Source organism: Streptomyces sp. CA-111067 (assembly GCF_050956065.1).
Classification (GTDB): Bacteria; Actinomycetota; Actinomycetes; order Streptomycetales; family Streptomycetaceae; genus Actinacidiphila.
Genome location: NZ_CP192103.1, coordinates 1429265 through 1445985, shown reverse-complemented (window position 1 = coordinate 1445985; position 16721 = coordinate 1429265). Strand labels below are relative to the sequence as shown.

The window sequence follows — 16721 nt, the reverse complement described above, 5'->3', positions numbered from 1 at the left end:
TTGACGGCGGTTCGGCCGCCGGTAGCGGCATGATCGGGGCATGAGCAATCTCGATGTGCAACCGGCGGCCACCGAATGCGGCGGTCGCGAGGACGTTCCCGACGGACCGGTCCGCGAACTGCTCAGCGCCCGTGCCGTGCCGCTCGGTGAGAGCACGCAGGTACGGCGGCTGCTGCCGAACCTCGGCCGCCGGATGGTCGGCGCGTGGTGCTTCGTCGACCACTACGGGCCCGACGACATCGCGCAGGAGCCCGGCATGCAGGTGCCGCCGCACCCGCACATCGGCCTCCAGACGGTGAGCTGGCTGCACGAGGGCGAGGTGCTGCACCGCGACAGCCTGGGCAGCAAGCAGACCGTGCGCCCGCGCGAGCTGGGCCTGATGACCGCGGGCCGGGCCATCTCCCACTCCGAGGAGTCGCCCCGCGACCACGCCCGCTACCTGCACGGGGCCCAGCTGTGGGTGGCGCTGCCCGACGCCCACCGGCACCGCGCGCCCGCCTTCGAGCACCACGTGGCGCTGCCCGAGGTCAGCGGCGGCAGCGGCCTGCGGGCCACGGTGATCCTCGGCGAGCTGGACGGCGCCGCCTCCCCCGGCAGCACCTTCACCCCGATCGTCGGCGCCGACGTCACCCTGGCGGCCGGCACCTCCGCCCGGCTCCCGGTGGAGCCCGACTTCGAGTACGCGGTCATGGCCATGTCCGGCGAGGCCGAGGTGGACGGCGTACGGGTGGGCCCCGGCTCGATGCTCTACCTCGGCTCCGGCCGCAGCACGCTGCCGCTGAGCGCGGAGGTGGACAGCTCGCTGATGCTGCTGGGGGGCGAGCCCTTCGAGGAGCGGTTGGTCATGTGGTGGAACTTCTTCGGCCGGTCAGCTGAAGACATCGTAGAAGCCCGAGAAGACTGGATCAAGGGCTCCCGCTTCGGAGAAGTCCACGGCTACGCCGGCCCCCGCCTCTCCGCTCCTGCTCTCCCCCCGACCCCCCTGAAACCCCGGGGCCGCACCCGCTGAGCTGGCCATTTCGTGGGATGTCGAGATTGCCGCAGGCACCCAGGGCTTCCGCACGCGCGGCTGCGCGCCCTGAGCGCCGGGCGACTTGTGTGGCGGCCTGGTACGGCGTTTCGACCGGCGCCGAGAGTCCCAACCGTGCCCTGCTCTGACCTGGTGTGCCAGAACGAATGCTGACCCAATACTGACTCTACTGATGGGTCATCATTTCTGGCTTCTGTGGGTTGCTTGCCATGGTGATGACAGTGCTCGGGCAGGCCTAGGGCCTGTCCGGCGGATCTTGTGGCCAGCCGACGGTGTGATCGTTGTTCTGGTCGTGGGGTGGGGTGATCTGACGAATGAGGAGTGGGTGGGGCTGAAGCTGCACCTGCCGAAGTGCGGTGGCCGGGGCCGGCGTTGGTGCGACTACCGCAGGGTGATCAACGGGATCCTGTTCCGGCTGCGCACCGGCGAGGGTCCCGCACATAGAGAAGGAAGCCCGGAACCTGGCCGCCGCAGGCCGAATACCGCAAACGCGAAGCCACCTCAACGCCTCACGCAGCCACGAGGAGGACCTGGCCTCGGACGACAACACCACCATCACGACCAGCCTCGGCCTGTTCCTCGCCAACAGGCGCAGCAGGAAAGCCGCCATCGTCACCGAAGGCGCAACTCGGCTCACCGAACTCGGCATGCGCTGGCAATGGCGGCAGTATTGGGCAGGATCGCCACGTGCATGAGAAGGGGGCCAGCCACCTCTCGGTGTCAGGCCCCCTTCGAGTTGAGCGGGTGGCGCTATCGACGCTCACCACCGCGACGGAAGACGGCTGCCAGCCCGGTCACCGCGCAGATGATGCTGCCGATGGCCGAGGCAACGAAGTCGACCGGTTCCCCGGTAACCACCACCAAGGTGATCAGGGCAGCGACAGCGAGCACGGCAAGGCCGACGAACCACGCTGGCCTTGGGGCGAGACCTCGCTGCTTGGCTGCCGCAGGCGTGTCGGAAGAGGTTGAATCTGATGTCATGGAGATGCGCTCCAGTCGTTGTCCCGGAGGATGTCGGCGTGGACGCAGCGGCCTCCTGTAGGAGCAGGGGGCCGCACTCATGACTGGAGTGCAGCCCACGGTCGCTGTTTCCGCGTACGTCAAGACTGACGGGCACTCACCAGGACCTGCGGAAACGTTCCTTGACAGCCATGTCCAGGGTCCGCGGATAGCAAGGCTGAACTGGACTGATGCCCCGGCAGCCAGAAAATGGCAACCTTCCTTGATATGGAAGACGACCTGGAAACGGAGCAGCGGTCAGTCGAAGGACCGTTTGGTCCGATGACAGGCACGGACCAGGGATCCCTGGTCCTGCCGTGGGTTTACAAGCTGATCTTGCTCAATCCGCCCTTCCCCTGGGACTACCTCTCGCCGCTCATGCTGGAGTGGACGTGGCAGTACGACGAGCCCAACACCCTCTTGCGCGAACTGCTGGCCGTGCTCCGCGACAGCCGCCTGACCAACTGGTCACGGCCTACGGTGGAGCCCTGCTGCATTCTGGATGACCTGCACCTACCGAGGCGAGGAGGTCGCACAGGCGAGGCGCGTAGCAGAGCTGGGCGAAGCGCGGACGCGCACTACGCGGCGTCCCTGCCGCGGGGGAGACGCGTCGTGCTCGCCGCACTGCATGCTGCTCGCGGCGTGCACTCGCTTGTGCACCACGAGCGCATTCGCCAATTGCGCCATGCCCGGCAGGTACAGGTGCCCTGGCCCAAGATCGCTGCCGCCTTGGAGTGCTCTCGACAAGCCGCGCAGAAGCAGTACGGCAACCCATCTCTACCGGATCTGGGTCGCTGGAACGACCACGAGACAGTAGGCAGATTCCGCGGGCTGGTCGCCAACCTCCGCGAGAGCCACCTCGTACTGATGCAGAACCTCACCTCAGGGAAGGCGATCACGAAGTCCATCGGGCGAACACTGAACGCCCAAGATCGTTTCCGTGTGCGTGCGGAAGAGGGGATGTTGGAGACCCAGTTGTACTGGGCCGAGCTGTCCGAGGATCACAGCAACGCCCTTGCTAGTCTGCACGCCCTGCGCACGGTTGGGGAGATGAACAGTCGCGTGGTGGAGCAGCTCCTGTACGAGGCACAAGCTCGCGGCGCAACATGGGACGACCTCGGCCTCGGCTTGGAATGTTCAGCCCAGGCAGTCCACCAGCGCTACAGCCAGCTCCCGATCGAACCCATTGAGCGCGGCATGAGAATGGACCTGGAGATGACACGCCGCACCGCGGCCCGCATCCTCTCCGCCCAAGGCATCGCCTCCACCGAAGTCCGCCGGACAGCAGAACGGTTCATTGACGAGTACGGCCCTCCCGGGAGTCATCACATCTAGAACCTGTCCGGCGGATCATGGTCTGAGCCAGAGGCGGATCGTTGCGAGGGTGACGGTGCCGTGGAAGACGTAGGCCCATTTGTCGTAGCGGATGGCGAGGGCGCGGGAGTGCTTGAGTCGGTTGATGGTGCGCTCGACTTCGTTGCGGCGTTGTACGTCTGCTTGTCGAAGCCGGTGGGCCGGCCGCCGTGGCTTACGCGGTGTTGGCGGTTGGCCCACTGGTCCTACAGTTCGGGGATGGTGTGCTTGATCTGCCGTCGGCGCAGGTAGCAGCGGTTGCGCGGGTGTCCTGCACCCTGCCGTTTGACGCGGATCCGTTCCAGGACGGGGATCAACTGCGGGCTGTTGCCACACTGCCCGGGGGTGACCAGCAGCGCTAGGGCCTGTCCGGCGGATCATGGTCGGAGTCATAAGCGGATGGCTGCGGTGGTGACGGTGCCGTGGAAACGTGGGCCCGTTTGTCGTAGCGGGTGGCGACGGCCCGGAAGCTCTTGAGCTGGTTGATCGTTCGCTCGACTTCGTTGCGGCGCCGGTAGATCTCACGGTCGAAGCTGGTGGGCCGGCCGCCGCAGGTGCCGCGGCGTTGGCGGTTGGCCCGCTGGTCCCTCGGTTCGGGGATCGTGTGCTTGATGTGGCGTCTTCGCAGGTAGCGGCTGTTGCGGCGGGAGCTGTACGCCTTGTCGCCGCCGACGTGGTCCGGGCGGGTGCGTGGCCTGCCACCCAGTGGCCTGGGCACTCGGATCCGGTCCAGGACCTCGACCAGTTGGGGTGCGTCGCCCCACTGGCCCGGAGTGAGCAGGAAGGCCATCGGGCGGCAACCGCCTTCGCCTGCGAGGTGGATCTTGCAGGTCAGACCGCCCCGGGACCGTCCGAGTCCCTCGTCGGGGCGGTGGTGTCGGGGCGTTGTGCTTTTTTCGGGATGCGAGGCGCCTTCCTGCGTGCGCCGGCCGCGTGCTGATGGGCCCGGCAGGACGTCGAATCGACGCTGACCATGGACCAGTCGATGCGGCCGGCCAGGTCGGCATCGGCTTGGACAGCGTGCAGAACCCGGTCCCAGGTGCCGTCCGCCGACCACCGGCGATGGCGCTCGTACACGGTCTTCCCACGTCCATGCCGGGGAGTGCCATCCGATTCCGGATGGACTTGGTCGCGTAGTTCCCTGACGCTTCGTCTGGCCGGTCGCTACGGTTGAAGCCCACCAAGCTTGCCGTGGCTACCGGCCTGTTTCGTTAGGGGGGATCGCGTGGCAGATGATTCAGAGGAGGACGGCGCGCAACCGGGTGCAGCGGAAGCTGCCGACTTCGGAAGCCAGGTTGTCAACCACATCAGAATCGGTGGAGACGCCGTAATCAGCGGCGCTGGTTCGCGGGTCTTTCAGGCAGGCAGAGACACAGCGATTGGATCGCATCGGCGCGACTCTCGCGATGAGTTCCTCTCGAAGGTTCGCGACCTGGCACTCAGCGAGGCGAAGAGCGTTTCGCTCTTGAGCAGGATCTGCATGACGGCTGGAGCGGCCATCGTGCTTTGCGGGGGGTTGCTGGTCCTGCTGAACCACGGGGGCGCTGTCGGGCCGTCTACGGCCCTGGGGGGTGTCCTGGTGGGCACGTGCGGGGGAGCGTTCGCTCTCCAGTCGAAGAGGTCACACAAGCGCCTGACTGACGAAGCTCGGCGAGTGAGCGAGGAGCTTCAGCTTGATCACACCCGCGAAGAGGCGTTGGCTCTGATCGACAAGATCGACAACCCGGAGCTTCGGGACCGGCTTCGGTCCATCACTGCCATGAGAACCCTGGGGCTGGCCCCTGGGCCCAACGAGGTCGCGAACCGGGTGTTCCTCACCCGTGACGATCTGCCACCGGAGATCGAGTCAGGGGATTGAACCGCTCGGACTGCGCTTGCCGTGCCACGATCGGTTCATGACGACTCCGACCGCCGATGCGCGGGCCTGCCAGTGCGCCCGGTACTCCGTCTTAGAAGTCGTTGTCTTTCCGAGCTTGAGGACTGCGTTTCCGCTGGTCAGGAATAGGGCGGCGGTTCTGTGGCAGTGGTGATCTGTCGTGTCGTCGCTCTGGTGGAGGTCGGGGATGCCGTCGGTCGTGGGACTGCTGGAACAGCGGGAGTGCGCCGCTCGCCGTCGTGTGGACGAACTGCGCGAGGAGGCCGATCGGATCCAGGCCGAGTTGGCCGTGGCCGAGCGGGATTGGAATGAGTGGGTCGTCGCTTGCTCGCGTGTCGGCGAAGTACTGGCCCCTGGCGACGGTGGCGTCGCCGGTCCTGATCTCGCGGTGGGCCTGCCGGATGTCGGTGAACAGCCGGTGACGGTGGGGGCTTCGGAATCGGCGAAGCCGAAGTCGGTAGTGCCGATGTGGCGCGCGGGGCTGGCCTGGTCAGCTCTATCTGTGGACTACCAACGCCTTCTGCGAGTCCTTGTCGACCGCGACCGAGAGGGCCAAGGTCCGCTTTCCTGCCAGGAGATGGCCGTCTGCTTCGGCCTGGAGGTGGTGCCGGCAAAGGTGGAGGCGCTGCGGTCGAAGGCGAAGCGGATGGTGACCCGGGGGTGGCTGGTCGAGCCGGTGCCTGGTCGGTTCTCGCTCTCGCAGGGTGTGGCCGGACAAGGGGGGATGGTGAACGGCGACCGTCAGACCCGCAGGGTTTCTCCCTGGGGGTCGTAGCAGACGAGCCCGTGCTCGCGTGCCAGAGCGGCCGCATACTCGGAGACCTCCTCCGCTCTGCTGTAGGACATGAGCAGATAGACGAGCGGGCCCGAGGCCTCGTCGATAACGGGCGGTGACGCCCAGGGGCTGCCGGCGTCATCGTCTGGATACCGCTTGACCAGCGCCTCGACATAGGCCGCGATGCGCGGCGACGGCTCGGCGATCACGTCTTCCGAATCGAAGTAGCGGTCGTAAAGCTCGTCGAGGACAGCGCCGGCTTCGTCGTCGCTCGGTTGCTCTCCATGCCAGACGGCCAGGTCGTAGCTCATGTGTGAATGATCGCAGGGGCCAGACTGGCTCTGGCCGGAAGCCCCAGTGTCGGACCGGTCACGCTCGCGAAGGGCGTGGCCGGGCAAGGCGGCGGGTCATGAGGAGCGTCATTGACCAGTAGACCATCGCCTCGGCGCTGCTGGTGGTTCGCTCGAAGTCGCGCACCAGGCGCCGGGTGCGCATCAGGTGGGCAAAGAACCGTTCGACGATCCACCGCTTGGGCAGCACCACGAAGCCGCGCATGTCGTCGCTGCGTTTGACGATCACCAGGACCAGGGCGAGGGCGGTGAGGCAGTGGGTGATGAGGCTGCCGGTGTAGCCGCCGTCGGCCCAGACCAGTTCCAGCCGGTGGTGTGCCTCGGTGACCCGCGCGAGCAGGGTCTGCGCGGCGGCGCGGTCACCGGTGTCCGCGGGGGTGACCATCACGGCGAGCAGCAGGCCGAGGGTGTCGAGCGCGGCGTGGCGCTTGCGTCCGTTGATCAGCTTGCCGCCGTCGAAACCCCGGGTGTCTGAGCCCACGACGGCGTCGGCCTTGACCGACTGGGAATCGATCACCCCGGCGCTGGGCTCCGGATCCCGGCCCGCCTTCTCGCGAACCTTCCCGCGCAGCCGGTCATGGAACTCGGTGACCAGGCCATGGTCCCGCCAGCGGCGGAAGAAGGCGTAGACCCGGTCCCACGGCGGGAAGTCCGCAGGCAGGGCCCGCCATTTGGTTCCGTTGTCGACCAGGTAGTGGAGCGCGTCCAGTATCGCCCGGTGGCAGTACGCCTCCGGCTGCCCGCCGCGTCCCTGCAGCCAGCCCGGCACCGGAAGCAGCGGACGGATCGCTGCCCACTGGGCGTCCGTCATGTCGGTGGGGTAGCGGCGCTCGCGCGTTCCGTTGTCGGTGGCGTTCCCGAACCGGTGCGCGAGACAGTCACACGACGGAGTGGCCGGGCTGGACCCGGCCGAAGCCAGGGCGTAGAACTGCGACAACAGGGTCTCCTGGATCGCTTGTTGGCGTAGACACCCAACGGGCTACCAAGAGGCCCTGCTTTCATGCCTCGCGCCCGTCGCGATCAGCCCAACGAGACCCCTGTTCGATCAGCACCACTCAAGATCGGAACGACAACAGCCACTTAGGTGCTCCCTGCGCCGTCACGGACCGAGATGCCCCAGTCCGTTCGGCGCCCGCGCCGAGACAAGGTCATTTCGTTGACGTCTCTGAGCCGTGCTCAGGGTCTACCGGCGTGGCCCGCTGGCCGTCACCGCCGGGCCGGCAGCGGCCGATGCGGAAGGCGGGCCAGGCGGCGGGGCCGGGGCGGGCGGCGCCTGCACGGAGCGGGCGACGGCGGCTTGGGCGAGGCGGATCGCCGGGGCCTGGTCCGTGGGCTGGGCGGCTTCGCGCGCGTCGATGATGTGGCCGATGGCCTGCAGGCGGGCTTGGCTCTCGGCTTGGGCGACCTGCAGATTCACCGCAGCCCTGGTGATCCGTTCCAGGTCGTAGAAGGTCGGCACCTGGCTGGGCCGGGTCATGGCGTGCAGGCGGTCTTGGTGGACGACGGCCGCGTTGGACGAGACGACGAGGGCGGAGCGGATATGCATCGCCGAGCGCAGCAGCGGTTCCTGCAACGGGCGTTGGAGGGCGAGGGGCTCCAGGTCCTTGATGGGGCGGCCCCAGGCTTTCTCGATCATCGCGGTGGCCTGGTCCAGGACGGTGGTGTCGGTCACGGGTGAACACCCCTTCTTCGGCGACGGGTTGGGTCAGCGGCCAAGTCCCGGGCGTGGCGGACCGGGTGGCTGGCGGGGTGCTGGGATGACGGGCCGGGCGGCCTGGGTGGGCAGCGCGAGCGTGGAGCGCGCGCGGGCGGCCTGGGTGCGGCGCACGTCCAGCGGTGTCGGCGCCCGCGGGGCTGCCGGTGTGGGCGGGTGGAGGGGGGTGAGCGTGACCCGGTGCTCCATGCTCCGGCTGATCGCGTGGCCTTCGCGGATCACCGGAGCCGGGTCGGTCATGGTGGTGGCGGTGGCGGCGATCAGGTGGGAGGGGGTGCGGGAGCTGAAGACCGCCTCGGCGCGGGTGCCCCACCCGGGGGGCCCGGCCCACAGCGTCACGGCCTCGTCGCTGCTGGAGTGCCGGTTGTCGATGAAGGCACCGGCCTGCCGGTCGGGGGAAAGGACCTCAACGGTGCCGTACTCGGCAGCACCGGGGCTCCAGCCGGCATCGATCAGCGGCTGGATGCCGTCGGCCCAGTACAGCGAGCCGCCAGCCAGGAACCGGCCCTCGCTTTGAGTGGCTTCGGAGTAGTCGTGCTCCAGGGCGGTGGTGAGACCGGCGACGATTTCTGCCGGGGTGACGTGGTTGAAGGTCGCGGTCCAGCGGGGCGCGGAGACGGCGTCCTCGGCAGCGCCGATCTTCCACAGCTCGAAGTCATCCCCGAACCAGCCGATGCGGATGCGTCCGTCGGGGGAAGTGACGAGGAGTTGGCAGGGGCCGTCGTCCAGACGGTGATGCGGCCAGTGGGCGACGGGTGCGAAGCCGGCGTCGCCAGTTCCGCTGGACCCAGCCAGGTAGCGGGGGGTGACGAGGTACTCGGCCCACGGATAAACGGGGGCATTCGGCATGGGAGTGCTCCTTCGAGCGTTCAGCGGCGCCGGAAGGGCACGGGCGGGGTGCGGCCGGGCTCGGTCGCGTCGGCGGCCGGAGCGGGAACGGCGGGAAGAGCGTGCGGAGTGCGGGCGAGCGCCGCCTCCCTGAGCCGGTCGGAATCCGGCTCGGAGACAGGCTCGGTGGTGACGTAGGGCAGGTTCCGCTCGGGGATGGCGGAGCGGGTCCGTTCTACGGGTTCGGTGCTGCTGAATGCCCGCACCGTCTGCGTGACGAGGTAGAGAGGCGTGTTCTGGGTGAAGTCGGCGTGCCACCGTTCGCCGTTGACCTCGTTGACGCAGGCGTGCATCGTCCACATCGCCTGGCTGTCGCCGGCCAGTTCGGCGTAGTCGTCGAGGTCGAAGGCGCGCCGGCTGAAGAAGGCGTGCCCGTCCGGGGAGTACTGACAGTGCTCCATGGTCGTGTCGTCGCTGCGCCAGCCGCGCTCGGCAAGGATGCCGTCGGCCGAAACGCCTTGGCCTTGAGGACCGCGATCCCATGGGTGGCGGTGGTGGCTGTCCAGGCACTCGACCAGGGCTTGAGTGAAGGCGTTGGTGATCTCGGAGGGAGTGTTACGGCTGAAGGTCGCGGACCAAGCCGGCATGCCGAGGGGCTCGTGGTAGCGGGCGACGCGCCAGCCGCCGTCGCGGCTGTGGGGCAGGTAGGCGACGTGGACGTCGTGGTGGGGGCTGACGAAGAGCTGCCCGTTGTCGGTAGTGGTCCAACCCCAGTCGCGGTGCGAGTTCAAGGCGTTGCCGATGGCGGCGGGGTTGCCGCGTCCGGCCAGGTACACGGGGCTGACCTGGACCGGCTGGTCGGGGTGCTGCCCGTCGGGTTGCGAGGTGCTCATGAGGGGGTGCGCTCCGGGGTGGGTGGGGCCCGCGCGCCGCCGGGAGCGGCGCGCGGGACAGGGCTCGGCGGAAGAACGGGTCTGGCTCTGGGCATAGGGGGGGTTACCTTCCGCGTGTGGGGGCGGACCGGGCGGTGATGGTGGCCGGCACCCGCGGCTGCGGGGCGGGGGCGTGGCTGAACAGGCCGCCCGGCGCGGTGGGGCTGCGGCGCAGAGCTGCTGCGGTGCGTATGTTTTCGGGGCCGGGCGGGGCTGCACGGCGGGTGCGGTTGGCGGCCGGAACGGGAGTGGCGTTGGGCCGAGTTGCGGCAGTCGGGTCGTCCCACCGCTCGACGGCGGCGTAGACCGGGCCCAGGGCGCGGCCGGCGGCGGTGAGGGTGTAGGGGTCGCCGTGCCGGGGACCGGTGCGGGTGACCAGGCCGTCCGCCTGCAGACGGACCAGGCGCTGCCGGATGTAGGGGTCGTCCAAGCCGACCGCCTCGCCGATGTGGACGAACCGCATGGGCCCGTCGGCGAGGGAGCTGATCACGGCGGTGGTGTGGCGCAGGTGCAGACGGCGCAGGGCGTCCTCGACGCGCTCGGCACCGGCCATCTGGTGGGCGGAGAGGTGCTCCTTGGACCAGTCGGTCAGGGCTCGGTGGACCGGGGCCAGCGCCGTGCCGAAGGAGCTGAGCTGGTAAGGGGATCCGCAACGGTGGTCTGTCCGGGTGACCAGGCCGTCGGCGTGCATCTGGGCCAGCCGCTTGCCGACGAGCTGCATGCTGACGAACGGGATGCGGTCGGCGACGTCCCGTACCCGCATCGGTTGGTGCTGCTGTCCCAGGGTCTGTGCCACCCAGGTCGTCCACTTCGGTGCGATCAGGGACAGCGCGTCCTCGACGCGCTGAGCGTCAACGGTGCCGGTCTGCAGGGCGTTGGGTTGCGTGATGGTGGTCATGGCGTACTCCAAAAGGTCGAAGGTCGAAGGGGGAAGGGCGGATGGTCAGCGGGTGCGTTCGGCCCGGAGCTGCTGGAGTACGGCGCCGAGGCGGCGGTTGCTGATGGGGATGCCGCGCTCGTGCAGGGCCGCACGCAGTGCGTCGCGGGTCAGGCGCGGAATCTGGGTGGCGGCCTGGCGGGCGGCATCCATCAGGTCCGGGTCTTCGAGTCCGCGATCGGACCTCCGGGACGGCAGGCGGCCGGCACCTCGCTGTTCGAGCAGCAGCCGGACGTCCAACAGATCCCACAGCGCTTCGGCCTGGGACTGCTCCTGCTGCTCCACGCGCAGGAGTTCGGCGATGTAGGGGCGCAGGCGGTCATCCCGAGGACTTCCCTCGGCGACGGCTTTCTGCACGGTGGCACGCAGGGCGCGGCGGGTTGCGCGGCCCTGCTCGCCGGTCTGCTCCAGAACGGTCAGGCGACGCAGCACGATCGGCAGCACCGGGTCGGTGCAGCGGTGGTGGGCGACCTCGTCCTGCAGGTACTGAAGCGGGCGGCCATAGCGGTGCTCGACCAGGCGGCGGGTGTGGAAGGCGGTGGCGGACATGGGCGGTTCCTTATCTCGGAGTCAGCGGGAGCGGGGCCGCTGGGCCCGACCGGGGGCATCTGCGGCGGGCGGTTCTGCCGGGGGTGAGGGGAGGGTGTTCCCCGTGCTGCGGCTGAGGGCGGCGGTGGTGCGCGGGTCCTGGGCGCTGCCGGCGCGGAAGGCGGCTTCGCCGGAGTCGGTGACGGAGAGCTGCTGGCCGAAGTTCAACGAGGTGCTCGCGTCCCGCTCGATCCAGCCCCGTTCCTGCATCGCCTCCGCCGTCGCGGTGGAGATCCGCTGCGCCCCCGAGCCGGTGTAGACGCCCAGGCGGGTCCGGAAGGCGCGTTCCTTCAGCAGCACCCGACCGCGCTTGATCTCCTCCAGCGCCAGCAGCTCCTCGCGCGTGGGCAGCGGATCGACAGCCAAGCTCGAACCAGCCGCCGTCTGAGCGCGGTTGACGTCGTCACGGGAGGCGGGCCCGTTGCCGGTTGCGGCTGCTGCGTCGTCGCTTGCCCGCAGGGCTTCCTGGCCCAGATGGGACAGCGACAGGAGCTGTCCCTGCGTGGGCTTCGTGGCGGTGTCGATGTCGAGCAGGCCGTCGGCGAGCATCCGCTCGACGGTCTGCGCCCAGATGGGGACCAGGATGCCGGTGCCGTCGGAGAGGTACCGGTCCTGCTCGGACAGCGCGCTCTGCTTCAACCGCAGCCCGCCGCGCTCGACCGCCCGCAGGGCCTGAACCTGCCGATCGTCGGCAATGGCCCAGTCGTCGTCCCGGCCCGGTGCGTCTTCCGCCGTTTGCTCCAGTTCAAGGCCGAGCCCCTCGGCCACTGCGTCAGCGGCTTCGGGGAGCAGCCGCCGGTAGCCGGCTACGGTGCGGACCAGCTGCGGGTAGGCCGTATCCCGGCAGGCCGCGAGGAGTTCGAGCTGAGGGCCGGCGGCACCCAGCAGACCGTACGAACCGCGCGTCTGCGGGGCCTTGCCCTCGGCGATGGGTTCGAGAATCTCGATCGCTGCCTTCGCGGCGTGGGTGAGGTCGGTGTGCAGGTCATCGGCCTCGTGCGCGGCGGTGGCGACGAGCCTGCCCACGATGTCCAAGGGGTGGCGCAGCGGGTGGCGGTCGCTGAGCTCCCAGGGGTCCTCGACACCGAATTCTGCTGCGACCAAGTGCGCGCCGGGCCGGACGGAGGGGTCGTGGGGGTTCACCGGGCCGCCTCCATCCGAACCAGCAGGGTGCGGACCAGCGTCGGCAGGCTGTCCGGGCCTTCGCCGATCCGCAGGCGGCCGTCGGCTTCGCCGAGCACGTACGCCGAGTCTTCGGCCAAGCCGCTGGCGATCTCCATGCAGGCGTCGGTGATCTGGGCTGCGGCCAGCAGCGACTGCGACAGGACCTGTACGTACTCGCTGGACGTCAGCCCGGCGGTCTCGGCGGCGGCGCGGATGGCCGCCAGCTCCAGCACGCTGAACCCGAAACCCGGTTCCGCTGTGCCGTCTTCCTGGGGAAGCAGCGGGGCGAGGGCCGAATCGGGCGGTCCGGCGGGGATGCCGACATGGGTGCAGATTCGGTCGACCGCGTCGGTCAGCTCGCCGAGGGACTCAGTCAGCCAGCCCAGGGCTGCGGCGTAGGAGGCGAGCGCGAACAATCCGGCCGGGGTGGCGGGCAGCGGCTCGTCGAGGAACTCCTCCAGCCGGTCGGTCAGCTCGCCGACCACCCGGGGTCCGGCGGCAAGTGCGCCGAGGACGGGGTGGAGGTAGGAACGGCCAGCCGGGGTGGGGTACTCGGCGGTCAGGATGCCGGAGATGCTGTGGGCCGCGCCGGTGAGCAGGTCGGCCAGCTCGGTGCAGGACAGCGGGGTGCGGTCGGTGATGGTCATCGGGCGCCCTTTCGGTTGGTGGCGGGGGTGCTGGTGCTGTAGGCGACCGAGGCGGTGGATGAGTCAGGGGTGAGGTGCGCGGCGCGGGGGGATCGGGCGCGGGCGGCGCGGATGCGGGCCGCGGTCGCTGGGTCCGGGGGCGGGGTCTGGGTGCGGCCGGTGCGGTGCTGGGCGGTGCGGTAGACGGCGTAGTCCGCGCGGGGGCCGGCGGCGACCAGGTACACCTCGCGTTCGTGTTTGGAGGTGGCCGGCGCGGGCCGGAACTGGACGACGAGCCGGTGGCTGGCCCAGCCCGAGCCCACGCCGAGGATGACCTTGTGGAACCCTTCGAGGCGTCCGGTCAGGCGGGTGGCGACGCGTTCGCCGTTGACGAGGTCCTGCAGGTGCAGCAGCGCCTGATCGCGGATGGGCTCGGGAAGGTTACGCAGGTCGGCCAGGGCGTCGGGGTGGGCGGCGAAGGCGCGGCGGGGCAGGCTCACAGCGACCTCCCCCGCTTCGGCGGCTGGACGCCGGACGGCGGAACGGACTGAGCCGTGCCGCTGCCGTCAGAACGGTGCGCGCTGCGGGCGCGCGCTGCCGAGACGCGCTGTACCGGCGGCTGCTCCGGCACAGGCGGGAGCGGTCCGGTCCGGCTCGCCAGCCACGCGAGGGCGGTTGCCGTGTCCGGGAAGGCTCCTTCGCGGAGCGTGTACGTGCGCTCGTCGAGGTCGCCCTGCTGCAGGAACACCCGGACCGGCACCTGGGCGGCGGCGCGGTCGCGGACCAGCGTCCAGGCGTCGCAGGTGTCGTCGAGGTCCTCGTGGAAAACCTGGACGAGGTCGTACCGCCCCGATTCGGCGCGGATCTTGTCCTCGACCTGCTCGGTGGCGGCGTCGGCGGGCCGGGCCAGGCTGCTGCCGGCGACGCTGATCGCGTCGAGCGGAGCACCGCGGTCGGCGAGCCACCGCTGGGCGAACGCGATCCCGGTGTGGGAGGCGGCGTCCAGGGCGAACGTCCGGTGCCGCGGATCGCGGTGGACCGCGACGGTGCGCACCTGCGGCTTGGGGTCGTACCAGGTCGCCGTGGTGTCGTACATCAGCAGGTAGCTGGTCGTGTCGGTGTGGTGGTCGATGAGCGTGCTCAGGTCGGCGACGGCGAGGGAAGCGAGCGCCTGCTCGGTGGCCGGGTCGGCGGGGGTGTAGCCGGCGGTACGGAGATCGGGTGTGCTCACAGTGACCTCCCCGGACCGGGCCGCTGCGCCGCAGGCGGGGTGGGCTGGGGAAGGGTGTCGAGGCCGCAGACTGCCCGCGGACCGGTGGGGCTGGTGGAGCGGGCCAGTGCGGCACGGGCACGCGCCGAGGTCGCATCTGCCTGTTCCGCGGGCTCCGGCGGCAGCGGGCCGTCGCGGTCCTCCAGCCAGGCGTTAGCCGCGTCCTCGTCGGCGAACGCTCCTTCGCGCACGGTGTAGGTGAACGTCTTGGGGTTGTCGCGTTCGAGGAAGACCCGGATCGGCTCCTGGAGTGCGAGGGTGTCGCGGGCCAGGGTCCAGGACTCGTAGGGGTCGTAGTCCCGCGTGTGGGTGTCCAGAACCTGGTAGCGCTGCCCGGCCTCGCGGATCTTCTGCTCGGTCCGCCGGGTCAGGTCGTCGGCAGGCTCGATGAACGTGCCCGCCGGCACGGCGGTCCGCTCGGGCGGGCAGCCGCGTTCGACGAGCCACGCCTGCGCGAACGGCACCGACGCGTGAAACGCCTGCTCCAGGGTGAACGTCCCCAGGGCGAAGTCCCGGGCGACCGCGATCGCGAGGATTTGTGGCGCCCCGGGCAGCCCCCAGGTCGCCGACCGGTCGTGCGCGACGATGTAGCTGTGCGACCCGTACGGACCGCTGAGGTGGGTGGCCATGACGTCCAGGTCGCCGGCCCACAGGTTGCTCTCGTTGTCCTCGGAGTCGGCGTCGGCCGGTTCGAGCCCGTCCAGGGCCAGGGCCAGGTCCAGGCTGCCGGGTTCGACGGTCACTGGGCACCGCCCGCCGGCACGGGTGCCGGGGTGGCCAGTACGCGGTGGGTCGGACGGGCCGGGCTGGTGGTGCACGCGGCGAACGGCCCGTCCGGTGCCCGCAGGTGGACCAGGGTCTGGTCGAGGTGGTCGCGGTGCCATGTCGAGGGACCGGACAGCCCTGCCTCGGCGTCGGTGAGCTGCTGCCATGCCAGCCACAGGGCGTGCAGCCGGGCGACGGCCTCGGGGTGCTCGTACCACTTGGCGCACCAAGGGCGGGTGGTGCTGATCTCCCGGCCGTAGACCGGCAGGAACAGGTAGTGCACCCAGCCCGCGAGCGCGGCCAGTTCGGTGGCGTACTTCTGGCCGCCCAGCGCCAGGATGAACACACTGGCTGGGCCGCTGTCCGGCGTGGTGTCGGCAGCCTCGGGGTCGGGGCCGGCGTTGTCGGCCGGTGCGTCAGAGGTAGGGGGTTCGGGCTCGGGTTCGGAGCCGAGACGGTCGAGGATCACGCCGTGCTGGCGGACCTCGGCCATGGTCGCGGCCAGCGTACTGGCCAGGTCGCCGAGGTTCTCGTCGGCGACGCGGAACGGCTCGGGCTCGGCCCCGGGGTCGGGGGTGGCCGTGGTGGGTTCGGACATGGCGCTTCCAGGGGGAGGGGTGAGCAGGTCGGAGGCGGTGCTCGCAGGGGCGGGGTTGTTCTGGAAGCCATGGCGTTGCTCCTCGGGGAGGAAGTGGGCATGGGTCAGAGGATGCGGAGGATCGGCGATTTGGCCGGTCCGGGAAAAGGCGGTAGTGCGGCTACGAGCGCGCGCAGCGAGGGCAGCGCGGGAACGGCGGATGAAGCAACTGCACTGCTCGGGTGGCCTGTTGGGGTATGACGCCGTTGCCGAGCGCGGTGAGCTGGGCGGGCCGGCCGAGACCTGGGGTGGCGGTCACCCAGCCTGCGGGCAGGCCCTGCATCCATTCCACGAACTCCGCCCGCAGGCGCCCGGCCGTGTCGGTGGGCGGTGGTGCGGGGCGGGTGAGGGTCTCCCATCGGGTGATGGCGGCGCCGTATGGTCCCCATCGCCAGCCGCTTCCGCCGTATCCGGAGTCGTGTCCGCCCACAGCGGTAGGACCACCGCCGACTGCGGCGGTCGCCAGCCCGTGCCGGGACGGCGTCCAGGGGTGCCGGTGTCGCTCGCCCGCGGGGTAGGGAGCAGCGAGGCCGCCGCCGAGGGGAGGGTGAGGTCGCCGTTGCCGTGCCGCTGGTTCGGTGAGCCCTTGATCCCGTCCGACGCCTTCGGAGTGGGCAGCAGCCACTCCACCTCGTCGGCCAGGTTGGGCCCGTGACGGCCGCTCTTCCTCTTCGCCGGGTGCTGGCTCCCGCCGTTCGACCCGATGTTGGTCGTCGGTGTCTTGAGCAGGGTCGTCGGCTAGTGGAGTACGCGCGGGTTCCCGAGGGCGGCTCCGGCGGTGCTAACCCGCATTTCAGCAGGTAGATGGTGCCGTGTCGGTCCGTCACTCGATGGTGTGAGATATCGGCAGTAGCTGGCGGATTCTGCGTGTGATCGC

Annotated in this window: 17 protein-coding genes and 4 pseudogenes; 6 read left to right on the top strand and 15 right to left on the bottom strand. The window is 70.0% G+C overall.

The window, feature by feature from the left end:
- Nucleotides 1-40: 40 nt before the first annotated feature.
- The 3 genes and pseudogenes from ACQPW6_RS06290 to ACQPW6_RS06280 all read left to right on the top strand — a co-directional run bounded on the left by ACQPW6_RS06290 (nt 41) and on the right by ACQPW6_RS06280 (nt 3364).
- Nucleotides 41-1009, top strand: coding sequence for a pirin family protein (locus ACQPW6_RS06290; protein ID WP_433888536.1), 969 nt, complete (start codon nt 41-43; stop codon nt 1007-1009).
- A gap of 313 nt (nt 1010-1322) precedes the next feature.
- Nucleotides 1323-1457: pseudogene (locus ACQPW6_RS06285) on the top strand (transposase); the annotation flags it as partial.
- Nucleotides 1458-2257: 800 nt separating this feature from the next.
- The gene (locus ACQPW6_RS06280; protein WP_433888535.1) at nt 2258-3364 is read left to right on the top strand and encodes a hypothetical protein; all 1107 of its coding nucleotides are present in this window, start codon (nt 2258-2260) and stop codon (nt 3362-3364) included.
- 15 nt (nt 3365-3379) lie between these two features.
- Here the strand turns inward: ACQPW6_RS06280 and ACQPW6_RS06275 are convergent.
- Nucleotides 3380-3750, bottom strand: a pseudogene (locus tag ACQPW6_RS06275) (IS5/IS1182 family transposase); the annotation flags it as partial.
- Between the two features lie 21 nt (nt 3751-3771).
- A pseudogene (locus tag ACQPW6_RS06270) lies at nt 3772-4474 on the bottom strand (IS5 family transposase); the annotation flags it as partial.
- A 133-nt stretch (nt 4475-4607) separates the two neighbouring features.
- Between ACQPW6_RS06270 and ACQPW6_RS06265 the strand changes: the two are divergent.
- The 3 genes and pseudogenes from ACQPW6_RS06265 to ACQPW6_RS06255 all read left to right on the top strand — a co-directional run.
- Nucleotides 4608-5006, top strand: a pseudogene (locus ACQPW6_RS06265) (TRADD-N-associated membrane domain-containing protein); the annotation flags it as partial.
- Between the two features lie 30 nt (nt 5007-5036).
- On the top strand, nt 5037-5240 hold the full coding sequence (locus ACQPW6_RS06260) for a hypothetical protein (RefSeq protein WP_433894800.1): 204 nt from the start codon (nt 5037-5039) through the stop codon (nt 5238-5240).
- 205 nt (nt 5241-5445) lie between these two features.
- A complete protein-coding gene (locus tag ACQPW6_RS06255; protein ID WP_433888534.1) occupies nt 5446-6033 on the top strand; it encodes a hypothetical protein in 588 nt (195 codons plus the stop codon).
- On the opposite strand, the gene ACQPW6_RS06250 is transcribed toward ACQPW6_RS06255, so the two are convergent.
- The 13 genes from ACQPW6_RS06250 to ACQPW6_RS06190 form a co-directional block, all read right to left on the bottom strand.
- Nucleotides 6000-6344 (bottom strand): hypothetical protein, encoded by a 345-nt coding sequence (locus tag ACQPW6_RS06250; protein WP_433888533.1) that lies wholly within the window; start codon nt 6342-6344, stop codon nt 6000-6002. The two genes, ACQPW6_RS06255 and ACQPW6_RS06250, sit on opposite strands and share 34 nt — an antisense overlap.
- Nucleotides 6345-6402: 58 nt before the next feature.
- Entirely contained in the window at nt 6403-7320 is a 918-nt protein-coding gene (locus ACQPW6_RS06245) for an IS5 family transposase (RefSeq protein WP_433888532.1), read from the bottom strand.
- 246 nt (nt 7321-7566) lie between these two features.
- Nucleotides 7567-8055, bottom strand: a complete 489-nt coding sequence (locus ACQPW6_RS06240; protein WP_433888531.1) for a hypothetical protein — start codon at nt 8053-8055, stop codon at nt 7567-7569.
- 33 nt (nt 8056-8088) lie between these two features.
- Entirely contained in the window at nt 8089-8946 is an 858-nt protein-coding gene (locus ACQPW6_RS06235; RefSeq protein ID WP_433888530.1) for a DUF317 domain-containing protein, read from the bottom strand.
- A 20-nt stretch (nt 8947-8966) separates the two neighbouring features.
- Nucleotides 8967-9818, bottom strand: coding sequence for a DUF317 domain-containing protein (locus ACQPW6_RS06230; protein ID WP_433888529.1), 852 nt, complete (start codon nt 9816-9818; stop codon nt 8967-8969).
- A gap of 103 nt (nt 9819-9921) precedes the next feature.
- On the bottom strand, nt 9922-10755 hold the full coding sequence (locus ACQPW6_RS06225; RefSeq protein WP_433888528.1) for a winged helix-turn-helix transcriptional regulator: 834 nt from the start codon (nt 10753-10755) through the stop codon (nt 9922-9924).
- Nucleotides 10756-10800: 45 nt separating this feature from the next.
- On the bottom strand, nt 10801-11343 hold the full coding sequence (locus ACQPW6_RS06220; RefSeq protein WP_433888527.1) for a hypothetical protein: 543 nt from the start codon (nt 11341-11343) through the stop codon (nt 10801-10803).
- Between the two features lie 21 nt (nt 11344-11364).
- Nucleotides 11365-12525: a hypothetical protein gene (locus ACQPW6_RS06215; RefSeq protein ID WP_433888526.1), complete on the bottom strand. Its 1161-nt coding sequence runs from the start codon at nt 12523-12525 to the stop codon at nt 11365-11367.
- Entirely contained in the window at nt 12522-13193 is a 672-nt protein-coding gene (locus ACQPW6_RS06210) for a hypothetical protein (RefSeq protein WP_433888525.1), read from the bottom strand. Before ACQPW6_RS06210 ends, ACQPW6_RS06215 begins: the two co-directional genes overlap by 4 nt.
- Nucleotides 13190-13672 (bottom strand): hypothetical protein, encoded by a 483-nt coding sequence (locus ACQPW6_RS06205; protein ID WP_433888524.1) that lies wholly within the window; start codon nt 13670-13672, stop codon nt 13190-13192. Before ACQPW6_RS06205 ends, ACQPW6_RS06210 begins: the two co-directional genes overlap by 4 nt.
- The gene (locus ACQPW6_RS06200) at nt 13669-14403 is read right to left on the bottom strand and encodes a glycosyl hydrolase (protein WP_433888523.1); all 735 of its coding nucleotides are present in this window, start codon (nt 14401-14403) and stop codon (nt 13669-13671) included. The genes ACQPW6_RS06205 and ACQPW6_RS06200 overlap by 4 nt, the downstream gene beginning before the upstream one ends.
- The gene (locus tag ACQPW6_RS06195; RefSeq protein WP_433888522.1) at nt 14400-15185 is read right to left on the bottom strand and encodes a glycosyl hydrolase; all 786 of its coding nucleotides are present in this window, start codon (nt 15183-15185) and stop codon (nt 14400-14402) included. The genes ACQPW6_RS06200 and ACQPW6_RS06195 overlap by 4 nt, the downstream gene beginning before the upstream one ends.
- On the bottom strand, nt 15182-15805 hold the full coding sequence (locus tag ACQPW6_RS06190) for a DUF4913 domain-containing protein (protein WP_433888521.1): 624 nt from the start codon (nt 15803-15805) through the stop codon (nt 15182-15184). The genes ACQPW6_RS06195 and ACQPW6_RS06190 overlap by 4 nt, the downstream gene beginning before the upstream one ends.
- Nucleotides 15806-16721 lie beyond the last annotated feature (916 nt).